Raw genomic sequence first — 13998 nt, forward strand, 5'->3', positions numbered from 1 at the left:
TTGCAGCTCGCGAAATTCTAAACCTCCACGGCGCAGAATTTCAGAATTCTAAAATTCTGCTTCATAATTTCACGCCGTAAAATTTAAAATTTTCGCAACTATAAATTTGAGCTCAAATTCCCGCGGCTTGGAAACGGCAGAATTTCGGAATTTCAACTCGCGAAATTTCGCCGCTCAAAATCGTGCAAAATTTAATCGGCGCTACTTTTTAAGCATAGAAAGTAGCCTGCGCCAAAACAAGATGCTAGCCGCCCACATCGCAGCTAAGTAAAGCTCCGCAAATCCTGCGCATAAGCCAATCCCTGCCATGGCGACATTTGAAAAACTGCTTCATAAGGCTTACAAAGCCCGCACAGGCGGCATTATCGCCTATGTTTTCGGGCAGGACAAACGCGCTTAGCGCGATCAATATATATAGCGCGAAAAATTCCAAATATAATCGTTTAATAATTTTGATAAATTTTGGATTTAGGATGAGCTGTAAGCAGGTTTCAGGCTCGAGCCCAGTCCGCGCTAGCTTGATTTTTTCGGACACCGTTGCTCGCCAGCTTTGTTTCGGATTTTTTCTGCGCGTCTTGGGTCTGTTTTTGCGTGCTTTACTAAATTTGCTCGGCGAAATTTTACTGCGATAAAATTTTACGTAGTAAAGCTATGCCTAAAATTTCAAATCCGCTAAAGTTTAAAATTTTAAAGCTGCGCGGGGATTCGCCAAAGTAAGGCTTCGTTCGCAAAAATTTAGCTCGAAATTTAAACGATCATGCCGTTTGTCGTGCCGCAGGTAGGCTAGCGCGGCAATATAATTCAACTCTGCTGAGGCACGGCGAGCTGTTATTGCGGTAACTCAAACGGCGCGCTACAAGCCTTGCCGACGCAATAAAGCAGAAGCAGTCTATGTGCCTGTAAATTTGTGGCAGATAAAATTCCACCGCGATGAACGCAATAAATTTAGATATCACGGACTATCTGCGTAATTACAATTCTTATGCGTCGCACAGTAAATTTTGCACGCGACAAATTTTGGAACAAACAGCTTGCCTCTTATCGCAACCGCGTCAAAGTCTAGGCTTTCTGCGCGCTCAAATACCGCTTGCGTGCGGCGCAATAAGCAAAAATAAAAATTTTACCGACCTAGCGCGGCGAGAGAGCCGCACCTACGCCGCGATGATTTCGCGCACCTTTTCGGTGAAATTATCGCTCACAATGTATTCGGTCGGATAAACGAGCACTTCGCTGCCGTTGCGGATCCGCAGAATCAGCCGCTTGGTGTTTTTCAGCGCCGTGTCGCAAAAGGCGAGGTGGTAAATTTTATAAATTTTCTCGCGGCTAAGTTCGCCTAAGCTTAGCTCAAACTCGAAATCCTGCGCGTTTTTGCGCTGTGCCTCGCGCTCTTTGCGCGCCTTAAGAGCGGGATCCTCCGCAGCAACACTGCCCCTTCGCTCCGTGAAATTCCCGCTGCCGTAGCCGCCGCCTCGTTCACCACCGAAGTTTCTGCCGGAGCCGAAATTGCTGCCGCTAAAGCCCTCACGCTCCCTACCGCCGAAGCCTCGCATCTTACTAGGCACGTAGCCGTCGATATTTTGCGCGGCATCTAGAGTTAAAATTTCATCCAGATAAATTTGAAATTTCCCGCCGTAAGGGGATGTATTTTTGCTAAGCCGTGCCCAAAACGCCATCGGGCGCTCCAGCTCCGCATCCGTTAGCGCAGTGACCGCATCACAAATATCGCCGAACGCACTCATCTCGAAGCTGCCCGCAAGATCGAGCACCGTGAGATTTGCCATCTGCTTGCCCGATTTGGTCGTGCGGGTGTGGACGTTTTCGATCTTGCCGACGCATAAAATTTTAACGCTCGCGTCCTCGTCGCCCGCCAGTTCGTCAAATTCGTTCGATTTGGTATGCGCGATCGCGCCAAGCTGCGCGGCGTAGGCTTTGAGTGGATTCTCGCTCAAAAATACTCCCGCGTGCGGACGGAAGCTCGCATCTCGAGCGTTTTGCAAGCTCATCATCGAAAGAAACGACAGCTGATACGCCGCGCCGCCGACCGCACTTTTTGAAATTTTAATCATAAAAGCGTACGGGCGCTCCCTCTCCTGCGGGCTTAAGTTTTCGATCGCCTTTAGCGCGTTATCGAACACCGCAAGCTCGAAGCTGCCGTGCAGATCAAGCACATTTAAAATCCCCATTTTTTTGCCCGTTTTCGTCATGCGCGTGGATAGATCCTCGATCCGCCCCACGCTAAGCACCTCGGCGCTATCGCCCTCGATCTCGCTAAACGCCGAGGATAGCGTGTAGTCGATGCCCTCTATCTCCTCTTTATAATCATCTAGCGGATGTCCCGAAAGATACACGCCCACGGTCTGCTGCTCAAATTTTAAAATTTCGCCCTGCGGAAATTCCTTATCGGTATCGACGAAACTTACGCTCATGCCGCTCGTCATATCCTCATCCTCGCCAAAAAGCGAGCTAGCGGCGTCCTTTTTAATCTCGGTGATTTTTTTCATTACCTCAAGGATATTTTCCATGTTTTGAATCATCGCCAAGCGACTCTTACCCAGGCAATCCATCGCGCCTGCATAGATCAGCGACTCGATGACCTTTTTATTGACGCGGAAATTGTCCACTCGCGAAGCAAAATCGTCGATGCTTTGAAATTTAGCCTCGCTTTGAAGCTCTAAGATATTCTCGATCGCGGCGGCGCCCACGCCCTTGATCGCGCCGAGGCCGTAGATGATCGAGGTGCCCGATTTGGAATTTTCGTCGTCCACGACGCTAAAGCCTCTTAAGCTTTGATTGATCGACGGCGGCAAAAGCCCGATGCCTAGGCGGCTAGCCTCGTCGATATATTTTGAAATTTTATCGGTATTGCCCTCCTCCGAAGTAAGCAGCGCCGCCATAAACTCCGCCGGATAGTAGGTCTTAAGATAGGCCGTTTGAAAGGTGATCATCGAATACGCCGCGGCGTGGGATTTGTTAAAGCCATAGGAGGCAAATTTCATAATCAGATCAAATAGCTCATCTGCTTTTGCTACGTCAAAGCCCAGCTCTTTAGCGCCGCTTAGATACTGCTCGCGCATGTGGGCAAGCTTCTTTTCATCCTTTTTACCCATCGCGCGGCGCACCAGATCGGCATCGCCCAAACTAAAGCCGCCCACCTTCTGCACGATCTGCATAACCTGCTCTTGATAGACGATGATGCCATATGTTGGCTCTAAAATTTCTTTTAGCTCAGGGAAGATATAGCTAGCTTTTAGCTCGCCGTGTTTGATCCTGATAAAATCGGGGATTAGATCCATCGGTCCCGGGCGGTAGAGCGAGATCATCGCGATGATATCCTCGAAGCGGTCCGGGCGCAGGTTCATCGCCAGATCCTGCATGCCCGCGCCCTCGATTTGGAAGATCCCCAGCGTGTTGCCGCTTTGAATCGTCTCGTAGGTCTTACGGTCGTTGAAATCGATCTCCTCCCAGACAATATCGCGACCGTAGCGGCGCTTGACAAGCTTAGCGGCATTATCGATCACATCGAGGTTTTTTAGACCCAGGAAGTCAAATTTTATCAGATCGACATCTTCAAGATAGTTTTTGGTGTATTGCGTGACCAGGCGCGCGTCCTCGCCCTTATCTTGCTTAAATAGCGGCGCTTTATTCCACAGCGGCTCGTTTGAAATCACAACGCCCGCGGCATGCATGCCCGCGTTGCGATTGAGCCCTTCAAGGCCCAGCGCAAACTCCCAAACCTGCTGCGCGATCGGATCTGCATCGATAAATTCCTTCAGCTTCGGCTCGGCATCGTAAGCCTGCGTAAGCGTGATGCCGAGCTTATCGGGGATCAGCTTTGCCATCTTATCGGCCTGCGAAAGCGGCATATCGCAGACGCGAGCCACGTCGCGGATGACGCCGCGCGCGAGCAGCTTACCGAAGGTCGCAACCTGCGCGACGTTAAATTTGCCGTACTGATCGATGACGTAGTCGATCACCTCGCCTCTGCGTGCCTGGCAAAAATCCACGTCGATGTCGGGCATCGAGATACGCGACGGATTTAAAAATCGCTCGAAAAGCAGATTATACGGGATCGGATCGAGGTCGGTAATGCGAAGCGCATACGCGCAGATGCTGCCCGCCGCAGAACCGCGACCGGGGCCAACCGGGATGTCGTGGTCCTTCGCCCAGTTGATGAAATCCTGCACGATGACCATATAGCCCGAAAAATGCATGTTTTTGATGATGGCAAGCTCCTTTTCCAGGCGCTCGCGATAAATTTCGTGCTTAGCAGGATCGATAAATTTAAGGCGCTCTTTAAGCCCCTCGCGACACAGATGATCGAATAAAAAATCATCGTTTGCAAAGCTATATCGCTCATCAGGCTGGGGCAGCGAAAGCCCGAGCCTAGCGGCGTATTCGATCGTAAATTTAAAATTCGGCGGCGTGGGCGCATAGTCTTTCTCGTCGAAGGCAAATTTCAGATTGCACTTTTGCACGATCTCGGCGGTATTTTCGATCACTTCGGGGATGTCCGCAAAAAGCCGCCTCATCTCCTCATCGCTTTTTACGTAAAATTCCGAAACGACGTGTTTTAGGCGGTCGCCATCGTTGATCGTCTTGCCCATCGAGATGCACTGATAGACGTCGTGAGCCTTGGCGCGGTCCTTGCGCGAGTAGTGAGCGTCGTTGGTAGCGATGATCTTGACGCCGATTTCGCGCGAAAGGCGGATGAGGTCTTTATCGACGTTTAATTGCTCGCCGATGCCGTGGCGCATGATCTCAAGATAAAAATCCTCGCCGAAAATTTCCTTATACTCAAGCGCCGCTTTTTTCGCCGCTTCGTAGCCGCCCGCACCGCGCTTTAAATTTCGCTCGCTTCTATTTAGATGAAATTCCACCTCGCCCGCTAGGCATGCCGAGGAGCAGATGAGCCCCTCGCTGTGCTCTTTTAAAATTTTTTTGTTGATCCTCGGGTAGTAGTAGAAGCCGTCCAGAAATGCGCGCGAGCTAAGATACATCAGATTTTTATAGCCCGTCTCGTTTTTGGCAAGCAGTATCAAGTGATAGCGCTGGCGGTCGCTTTTATCGCCGATATCGTCGTGGTTGTGCAGGTAGGTCTCGATGCCGATGATCGGCTTGATGCCGTGCTTTTTCATCGTTTGATAAAAGTCTATCGCGCCGAACATATTGCCGTGATCGGTGATCGCGCACGCCTTGGTGCCGCGGCTCTGCAAAAGCTCGGCGAGCTCGCTTACTTTATTCGCGCCGTCTAGCAGCGAATACTCGGTGTGAAGGTGCAGGTGGGTGTAGTCGCTCATTTTGATCCTTTTTCGATTTGAAGATTATAGTAAATTCGGGCTTTAGAAACGGTCAAATTTAATGGAATTTTAGCTTAAATTTCAGCGTGAAATTTTACGAGCAAATTTTGTTAAGTAATTTTACTTCGGAGGTTTTGCATTCTGGATCTTGTGGATTAAATTTTAGCAAAATTTTAAGCTTAAAATGCTGTGATGAAATTTTGCTATCGTAAAATTTCACCTGGATGAAATTTTGGTTCAATATAGTTCCGCAAAATTCCACGACTTAAGTCATCATAAAATTTTGCGGTTTAAAATTCTGCCTGCAAAGTCTTGCAGCTCTACGATCTTGAGAATTCCACGATCGCTTTGGCAAGCTCTCTAGTAGGATCAACGAAAATTTTATCGCTTTTGATTAAGGGCAAAAATAGCGGCAGCTCAGTGCAGGCAACGACATAAATATCAGCATCGATTTTGCCTAGCAAATTCTCAAAAGCCCCCACGTATTCGGCAGTCTTGCCCGCCTTAACGCCTTTGTAGATACAATCCATCAAAACCGCTTGATTTTCTTCACCGAGATCCACGCTGATTAGCCCCGCTTCTTTGAGCGGATCGTCGTAAATTTTAGCTTTTTTTGTACCGATAGTGGCTAGTACGGCGATTTTATGGGCGTTTGGATAATTTTTGCGGATCGCTTTTACGGTAACCTCGGCGATATGAATTAGCGGGATTTCCGCCGCAGCTTCTACATCGTCTGCGAAAAAATGCGCCGTGTTGCACGCCATCGCAAACGCCCTGCAGCCTGCATTTTTGAGCCTAACAGCGCTCTCGCTTAGGCGCGGAAGCGGATTTTCACCTTTACCTAAGATAAATGCCGTGCGATCTTCAATCTGCGGATAGCTATCAATTACAAGCGGAATATTTTCTTGATCGCCGCCCGCAGCAGTCTCTTCTATAATCTTCATATACAGATCCGCACTTGCCAAAGGTCCCATTCCGCCGATAATCCCAACTCTTTTCATAGCTCGTCCTTTCTAAATTTTATTTTGGGTTAATCCTCCCACTTACTCATATCCATTTCGTTTTCGCTCTTTGCGACGTAGATCGACGCCACAACATCGCCCGTTACGTTCATCGAAGTTCGCCCCATATCCAAAATCGCGTCAATGCCTAAAATCATTCCGTAAGCGATCGCTACATTACCGCTTACCTTGACGCCGATAGATTCTAGCACTAAAAGCAGCATCAGCGCACCAGCTCCCGGAACTCCGGCAGTTCCGATCGCCGCAAGCATCGAAGTGATGATGATCGTGAGGTAGTGGCTGCTATTTAGATCGATACCACAAGCATTAGCGATAAAAAGTGTGCACACGCCCAAATACACGGTCGTACCATTCATATTCACCGTAGCACCCACGGGTAAAACAAAGCCGTAGATCGCCTTTGGAATTCCCATATCTTCGGCGGTTTGCATCGTAATCGGAAGCGTGCCGTTGGAGCTGCGGGTAACAAAAGCCGTAAGCATCGGCGGGCGCACTTTTTTAAGGAATTTAATCGGGCTAACTCCAATAAGCATACAAATAACGCAATAAACCGCAAATACTTGAATCGCAAGTCCCACGTATAGTGTAATCGTGACGTTTAGCAGCGAGCTGAAAGCCTCGATACCGCTTTTATTAAACACTACAAACATTAGCGCAAAAACGCCGATCGGCGCGTATTGCATCACCCAGTGCACGACCTTAAACATAATCTCGCTCATTCCGTCGAAAAAATTATAAACCGTATCGGCAGAGCTTTTGATACGCGCGTCGCTACTGTCGCGGCAAAACGCAAGCCCTACGCCAAAAAATAAGCAAAATGCGATGATCGGCAAAATTTCGCCCTTGGCTATGGAATCAAAAGGATTCGTAGGAATTATATTAAGCAAAATTTTACTCATACTAGGCGCGTTCGCTGCCTTTTCGACGGCCTTGGACGCATCGCTTAGATCAAGCCCGCTACCTGGAGAAAATATAAACGCACACGCTAGACCGATGACGATCGCAAAAAGCGTAGTTATAGCGTAAAATATGATCGCCTTAACGCCTACTTTGCCAAGGTGCGCGGGCGAGATGCTGCTCGTGCCTACGATGAGCGAACAGATAATGATCGGCACCATGATCATCTTTAAAAGTCTCACAAAAAGATCTCCCAAAGGCGTTAAAATCGCCACCCACGTGGTATCGCCCACCGGCATATTTTTAGGTAGCAACATACCGATCGCAGAGCCCAACACTAAAGCGATAATGATGCGCCAAAGCAAGCTTGAGTTAAAATAAAAAGCTAAAATTCCGCCTTTTTTCGTTTGATTTTCTGACATGGACATCTCCCTGCACTAAGAATTTTAACGGAATTCTACCGCAACTTGCCATAAAATAAAATTTAATCGGCCGCCAAATGAAAGTTAAATTTGAAAATTCAATCGCGAGTTTGCCGCATTTTAAAGCGGGAATTATGCGGCAGGCTTTGTCTTTTGAAGTTATAAAACGGAATTTTATAGTAATTTCAGAGAAAAAAATAGCGCATAAAATTTTATGAAATTTTGCGGATTTTGATGCAGTGAAAAGCTGAAATTTTGTGGTGGTGGGCTCACTAGGACTTGAACCTAGGACCATCCGGTTATGAGCCGGATGCTCTAACCAACTGAGCTATGAGCCCGCCAGTGGTAAAAAAGAAATGTGATTTTACAAAAATAATCTTAAAACGGCGTTAAAATTCTAACCGCGTAATTTTATGGAACTTAGACCCACTTAAACCGTGGCTAAATTTCACACCAAAGCACACAACTTTATCTGATTTCCGATCAGATCACTTTCGTGCGCATAAGGCGGCGTAAATTTAAGACAAAATTTATATAAATTCCAGCTCTTAAATCCGCCGCGATAATCTAATCCGCTCGCAAATCGCGTAAATTAATAGCTTTTTACTTGAATAGGCTCCGATAGCATTTTAGGGACGCCCGGTAATTCATACGCTCCCCGGCAGATATTATTTTCGGCATCGGGACCCTTTGCGATAGAGATAGTTTTCTTTTCGCCGTCTACGCTGATTAGAAAGCATTTATCCCCTTTTAAGCTTTTAAGATATGCGGAATTCGCTCCGTTAGGCTCTAGCGGAACATTCGTCATAACCGAAAAATCGGATGCGAATTTACTTTGGGAGATATAGTAAGACTTTATATCTGCCTCAACAATCATTAAATTTGTCGCTAATCTAGAAATCTCAGCATCATCTCTAGTAGTTAGCCCCGGTCCCGCAATCGCTACTGCAGGCAAGGCAATCGCTACGATACAAACTGTAGCTATTATCGTCGCTACGGATACTTTTTGGGGCGTTACGTCGTATTCGCAGTTTTGTAGCGACTTTGCGGCGACGGTAAGCGAGCTTTTATTTTTGCGCGCCATGTCGTTGGTGAAGGGCAAAAATAGAAATTTGCCGTATTCCATAAGACCTAATCCCGCGGGAGCAGTCCGACTAAAACGGTTAAGGATTAAACCCGACAAATAGGTCAAGATAGCAAGGATCCAACCTCCCACAAAGAACCAAATAATGCTGCCTAAAATACGCATATTTTACCTCTTTATAAATTTATGCAAATCAAGCAAGCCGCCCGTTACAGACGTTGCACAGCCTACCATTGCTTTTGCGGCGTATTTGATGCGACCTGCACGCTATGCCGCACGAAACGAGTCTTGTGCGCGCAAAATTTCCCATGCGCAAAACAACTGCGGAATGATAGAGGGGAGGGGTTAACGTTTGGCAACGAACGCTTTTCATCGATAAAATTTTAGTATGCAAATAACTGCGGCAAGGGTGTTTAAAAAATTTAAATTTATTTTAAAAAATATTAGGAATTCTAAAATTTCGATGCCTAAATTTAAAAAATTTCATAAATTTTATAAAATTTGCAGATCAAAATTTTAAAATTTTTACGGTACGGCGAAGCGAATTCTTAAAATTTTGCTATAGCTTTTAGTGTAAAATCTTCCTAATTGGGATACAAGATAGAAATTCCAAATCAAATTTTCGCAACATGAAGCGCTTCCTTAATTATGAATTTAAAATTTTACACGCTACACAGTGCGGCATATTTCTGCCGAGATAAAATTCGCAAGCAAAATTCCAACCTCGCAAACCTAAAAACATAGAACAATTATTTCTTGAAATTTTAGCACCACTTGTCCGCGGACAAATATCGCGTTGCTTACGAAATTTCAGTCTCGTGCCGCAAGATCATCTCGCGCTCTCGCTAGAACGGCGATCTGTCCGCATGTCGCTATGGCGTCTCGTCGCCGTCTTGGTTTTGAAGCGTGTCCGCTTCGCCCTCCGTCGCAATCGCTTCGAGGCTTAAAATTTCATCGACGTCCTCCAGCTGGGCTACGCCGCTTCCTGCGATACTTCTGATGCTTGCATGCATAGCAATCGCTCCGTCTCGCGCACGCGCTATCTGTTTTTCGCGCTGTTTCCAGATGCGCTCCATCGCGTTGCGCTCCTTATTTAGGCTCTCCTGCATGCCGACAAATGCCGAAACGATCGTCTTTATCTGGTTTGCAAACTCGGGCGAGGTCAGATAGTCGTAGAGCATCGCCGTTTTGCTATCTTGATTTTGCCCCGATCTTTTGGCAAACGCAAGCGCCACGACGTGTTCGCGCAAGACGGCGCAAAGCCCCTTAAATTCCTCAAACGAACAGATCCAGATGCTAGCATCGCTCGGCGCTTGGTGCAGCCTAGGGCTGTGAGGCGGCATCTGCTCGGTTACGATAACGCCGATCTGCGCGCCCTCACCTATCATATCGTCTTTGAGTTTGTCGATCCATTTAGGCTCGAAGCTTTTCGTGCGCTTGCTCTCGTATAAAATTTTACCGCAGCCCACAAACTCCCTCGTATGCACTATCTGCACGCAGTCTGCGCCGCGCGCGCCCTTTTTGACCTCATCTATCTCGTCCAAAGGAAAGTTTAGCCGCAGATACTCCTGCAGCGCGAGCTCCTGCACCTCGCCCTGAAGCTGCTGCGAGCCCACCTCCGAGCGGCGCTTAAGCTCGTTTATTTGGCCGATTAGGCTTTGGATCTGCTCATCTTTTTGGCGGAATTTCAGCTCGTTTTCCTGCGAAATTTGTTTCGAAAGCCGCTCACGCTCTTGGTTTACGCGGTTGGTTAGCTCGATCTCGGATTTAGCTTTATTCTCGGCTTCAAGCTCGCTAAATTTACGCTTTTGCGCCTCCATTTCGGCCTTTATTAAATTTAGCTCGGAAATTCTTTGCGATTTTTCTTGCAGCTCCTTTTGTAAAATTTCAAATTTCGCCGCATTCTCGCTCTCGATCTGAGATTTTGCGAGCGCTAAAATTTTCTCCCGCTCGCTATTTAGCGCGGAATCGGTCGCCGCTTTTACGCGCTGCTCGAAGGCGTTTTCCTTCGCTTGCAACTGCGCTAGATGCTTCGCGTACTCCTCGCGCTTAGCGGCGATCTCGGCTTCAAATTTAAGCGTAGCTTCGTTTTGCTGCTGTTGCCACTTTCGCTTCTGCTGCAAAATTTCATCTTCAAATTTAGCCTTGATATCGCGTTGCAGCGCCTCGTCTATATCGATCAAAGAGCCGCAGTGCGGGCACTTTACGTTAGCCATCTTTGCCCCTTAAACTTTGCTCTTTCATCTTTTCGAATTCCTGCGAAATTTGCGCGGCATTGGGCTCATCCGCCATCTTATCGAGCACGGAGTTGTAGCGATTTACGAGCAATATCGCAAGCGCCGAAAAGCAAAAGCCCGGCAGCAGCTCGTAAACGATCGCCGAAAGCCCCGATAATATCCAGCAAATGACCGTGATACCGCCTACGAGCATACCCACCAAAGCTGAGAGCGCGCTCATTTTTTTAGAATACAGGCTGAAAAGAAGCACCGCTCCAAAGCTCGCGCCAAATCCCGCCCAAGCGTTTCCGACGACGTTTAGCACCGTATCGTTTGAGCCAAATGCCAAGATCGCAGCGACTGCGGCGATGATCACGACGGCGATGCGGCTGCTTAGCGTCTGCGTGCGCTCGCTCACCTCTTTTTTATAAAACGCGAAGATAAAATCCTTCGTAACCGCACTCGCGCTTACCAAAAGCTGGCTTGAGATGGTGCTCATAATCGCCGCCAGCACCGCAGAGATTATCACGCCCAAGATGAATGGATGAAAGAAAATTTTACCAAGCTCTAGGAAAATTTTTTCTGGATCGTCTATACTAAGGCCTTTTTGCGAAAAATAGACAAAGCCGATCAGGCCGCTAAGCATCGCGCCTACTAGCCCTAGCACCATCCACGAAATTCCGATGCGGCGTGCACTATCAAGCTCGCGCGAGCTTCTAATCGCCATAAAACGCACGATGATGTGCGGCTGCCCGAAGTATCCGAGCCCCCAAGCAAGCAGGCCCAAAACGCCCAAGAAGCTTTGGTTGTAAAATAGATCGAGGTGGCTCGCGCCGTATAGCCGTACCTGCGCGAAAAAGGAGCTGTCCGCAGGGATCTGCAGCGCGCGATAAGAAAACAGAGGGATCAAAATAAGCACCGCAAACATCAGCGCACCCTGAAATGCGTCGGTGATCGCGACGGCCTTAAATCCGCCGAAAAAGGTATAAAACACGACGATTAAGATCGTAGCGACCGCGCCGTAGGTAAAGCTTAGCCCGAAAAAGCTCTCAAAGGTCTTGCCACCGGCGATGATGCCGCTACTAACATAGAGCGTAAAAAATATGATGATCAAAAGCCCCGAGATGATGCGAAGCGTCTTGGTATGGTCTTTGAAGCGGTTTTCTAAAAAATCCGGGATCGTGACGCTGTCGCTTGCTACCTCGGTGTAAATTCTAAGCCTTTTAGCAAGAAATTTATAGTTGCACCACGCGCCCACGCAAAGCCCTAGAGCTATCCAGATATTGCAAATTCCTGTCGCAAACATCGCGCCCGGCACTCCCAAAAGCATCCAGCCGCTCATATCGCTAGCGCCCGCGCTAAGCGCCGTTACGAATGGGCCCAGGCGGCGGTTATCGAGCAGATATTCGCTTAAGCTCGCATTCTTGTCATAATAATACCTACCTATAAAAATAAGCGCGCCGAAATATATCGCGATTGCAAAATAGGTCCAAAAGCTCATCGTTGCCTCCTTTTAAAAAAGCTAATTTTACTCTATTTCAAATAAAATTTTACTTTCGGAATTTAGCCAGATTTTAACGAAATTTTAGTATTCTTGCCGTTTAAATTTTAAGAAAAAGGCGCCTTGGTTGAACGAGAAAATTTTAAAGGTCGTATTTGTTTTGACTGTAATCGCCGTGGGACTTTATTTCACCTATCCCGAACTGAGCGAAGCGCAAAAAATTTCATACGCCAAAAGCTACGGCATCACTCTTATTTTGACCTCCGGCGGCATCGTGATCGGTATCGCATTAGGATTTATGCTGGCATTTTTAAAATTTCTAAACAATAAATTTTTAAGCTTCATTATCGACGAATACGTAGACATCATCCGCGGAACTCCAATCGTTATCCAACTGATGGTGTTCGTGTTTATTATCTTTGCTACGTGGAGCAATAATATCGCAGCTGCGATCTTTGCGCTGGGGCTTAATAGCTCAGCCTACGTCGCAGAGATCGTGCGCAGCGGCATAAACAGCGTCGATCGCGGCCAGATGGAAGCTGCGCGCGCGATGGGTCTAGGCTACGGCACGGCGATGAAAGAGATCATCTTTCCGCAAGCGATAAAAAACATTTTGCCCGCGCTTGCGAATGAGTTTATAAGCCTTTTTAAAGAAACCTCGGTCGTGGGCCTCGTAGCAATTACCGATCTTACGTTTTTTTCAAAAAGCATGCAGGCTGCGCTTTATACCGTCCAGCCGATACTTTTTGCCGCAGTGCTTTACTACGCAAGCGTGAAATTTTTCTCGTTTTTAGTAAAAATGCTAGAAAGTAGGTTAAACCGCAATGATTGAAATATCAAATTTAACCAAATCCTACGGCAATTTATCGGTGTTAAAAGGAATTTCAAAGACCATAAATAAAGGCGATATCGTAGCTATTATCGGTCCAAGCGGCGGCGGTAAATCAACCTTTTTGCGCTGCTTAAATCTGCTTGAAATTCCAAGCGGCGGCACTATTAAAATAGACGGCGAGGATATTACAGATAAGCACACTGATATTAATAAAATTCGCCGCAAAGTTAGTATGGTGTTTCAGCATTTCAACCTCTTTGCAAATAAAAATGTGCTGGAAAATTTAACTCTAGCGCCCATAAAAGCGGGTATCTATACTAAAGAACAAGCCTTAGCAAAAGCGGAGGAGCTGCTGCAAAAGGTCGGTCTTAGTGATAAGGCCTATACTTATCCGCACAAGCTTAGCGGTGGGCAAAAGCAACGCATCGCAATCGCTAGAAGTTTGGCGGTAAATCCGGACGTGATTTTATTCGACGAGCCTACCTCGGCGTTAGATCCAGAGATGATCGGCGAGGTATTAGGTATAATGAAAGAGGTCGCTAAAGAGGGAATCACGATGCTTGTGGTAACGCACGAGATGGGCTTTGCACGCAATGTCGCAAATAGGATTTTTTTTATAGAGGGCGGCAAGATCGCTGTGGATGATACGCCTAAAAACGTATTTGAAAATCCGCAAAATCCGAGATTGAAAGAATTTTTAAATAAAATTTTAAACCACTAAAGGAGA

General features: G+C 47.2%; 9 protein-coding genes and 1 tRNA gene. 2 read left to right on the forward strand and 8 right to left on the reverse strand.

Translation table 11 applies throughout. The annotated features are described in order from the left end of the window. Positions 1-244: 244 nt before the first annotated feature. The 8 genes from CGRAC_RS12065 to putP form a co-directional block, all read right to left on the reverse strand. The gene (locus tag CGRAC_RS12065; RefSeq protein ID WP_143297832.1) at positions 245-433 is read right to left on the reverse strand and encodes a hypothetical protein; all 189 of its coding nucleotides are present in this window, start codon (positions 431-433) and stop codon (positions 245-247) included. Between the two features lie 718 nt (positions 434-1151). After that, positions 1152-5297 (reverse strand): DNA polymerase III subunit alpha, encoded by a 4146-nt coding sequence (gene dnaE, locus CGRAC_RS09595; protein ID WP_005871198.1) that lies wholly within the window; start codon positions 5295-5297, stop codon positions 1152-1154. Between the two features lie 320 nt (positions 5298-5617). Beyond that, on the reverse strand, positions 5618-6298 hold the full coding sequence (gene cuyB / locus CGRAC_RS09600; protein WP_005871194.1) for a cysteate racemase: 681 nt from the start codon (positions 6296-6298) through the stop codon (positions 5618-5620). 29 nt (positions 6299-6327) lie between these two features. Next, positions 6328-7638, reverse strand: coding sequence for a dicarboxylate/amino acid:cation symporter (locus CGRAC_RS09605; RefSeq protein ID WP_005871192.1), 1311 nt, complete (start codon positions 7636-7638; stop codon positions 6328-6330). 261 nt (positions 7639-7899) lie between these two features. Beyond that, positions 7900-7976 (reverse strand) — tRNA-Ile (locus CGRAC_RS09610). Between the two features lie 254 nt (positions 7977-8230). Then, a complete protein-coding gene (locus CGRAC_RS09615) occupies positions 8231-8887 on the reverse strand; it encodes a YccF domain-containing protein (RefSeq protein ID WP_081451724.1) in 657 nt (218 codons plus the stop codon). Positions 8888-9594: 707 nt separating this feature from the next. Then, the gene (locus tag CGRAC_RS09620; protein WP_005871181.1) at positions 9595-10938 is read right to left on the reverse strand and encodes a DUF2130 domain-containing protein; all 1344 of its coding nucleotides are present in this window, start codon (positions 10936-10938) and stop codon (positions 9595-9597) included. Next, complete coding sequence (putP, locus tag CGRAC_RS09625; protein WP_005871178.1) at positions 10931-12439, reverse strand: sodium/proline symporter PutP; 1509 nt, start codon at positions 12437-12439, stop codon at positions 10931-10933. The genes CGRAC_RS09620 and putP overlap by 8 nt, the downstream gene beginning before the upstream one ends. Positions 12440-12566: 127 nt before the next feature. Here putP and CGRAC_RS09630 point away from each other — a divergent pair, with 127 nt between their 5' ends. Continuing rightward, on the forward strand, positions 12567-13271 hold the full coding sequence (locus CGRAC_RS09630; RefSeq protein WP_005871176.1) for an amino acid ABC transporter permease: 705 nt from the start codon (positions 12567-12569) through the stop codon (positions 13269-13271). After that, positions 13264-13992 carry an amino acid ABC transporter ATP-binding protein gene (locus tag CGRAC_RS09635; protein ID WP_005871174.1) on the forward strand — a complete coding sequence of 243 codons (729 nt, stop codon included), beginning with the start codon at positions 13264-13266 and terminating at the stop codon, positions 13990-13992. The genes CGRAC_RS09630 and CGRAC_RS09635 overlap by 8 nt, the downstream gene beginning before the upstream one ends. Positions 13993-13998 lie beyond the last annotated feature (6 nt).

Origin of the sequence: Campylobacter gracilis (genome assembly GCF_001190745.1) — a bacterium.
Taxonomy (GTDB): domain Bacteria; phylum Campylobacterota; class Campylobacteria; order Campylobacterales; family Campylobacteraceae; genus Campylobacter_B; species Campylobacter_B gracilis.